Annotated in this window: 1 protein-coding gene; it reads right to left on the minus strand. The window is 60.7% G+C overall.

Features of this window, described 5'->3' with window-relative positions; all coding sequences use genetic code 11:
* Positions 1-190, minus strand: a 190-nt coding sequence (locus tag EN804_RS35850) for an aminopeptidase P family N-terminal domain-containing protein (protein ID WP_189602212.1), incomplete at its 3' end; no start/stop codon positions are given.
* Positions 191-321 lie beyond the last annotated feature (131 nt).

The raw sequence follows: 321 nt of genomic DNA on the forward strand, positions 1-321 counted from the left end.
GCTCGCCTGACGGCGGCACGATCACCGCCTGTTGCACATAGAACGACCAGCCGTCATAACCCGTCAGCCATGCCCTGTTGGAGGGATCGCTGACGATCAGCAGATCGACCCCCTTGGCCTCCATGGCCTTCCGCGTCTTGGCGAGGCGTTCGGCAAATTCGCCTCGCGAGAATTTCAGGTTTGGCTGCATCGTTCTTAGTCCTCGTTTGTTGGGCCTATTTGAGCGTGATCTTTCGGAAAACCGGATCCCTCGGATCACGCGCTGGCCAGGCATCAGCTTTCAAAAATCGTTCCGGCCCTCGCCGCCCGCGCGCGGTCGCG

Source organism: Mesorhizobium sp. M8A.F.Ca.ET.161.01.1.1 (assembly GCF_004792105.1).
GTDB lineage: Bacteria > Pseudomonadota > Alphaproteobacteria > Rhizobiales > Rhizobiaceae > Mesorhizobium.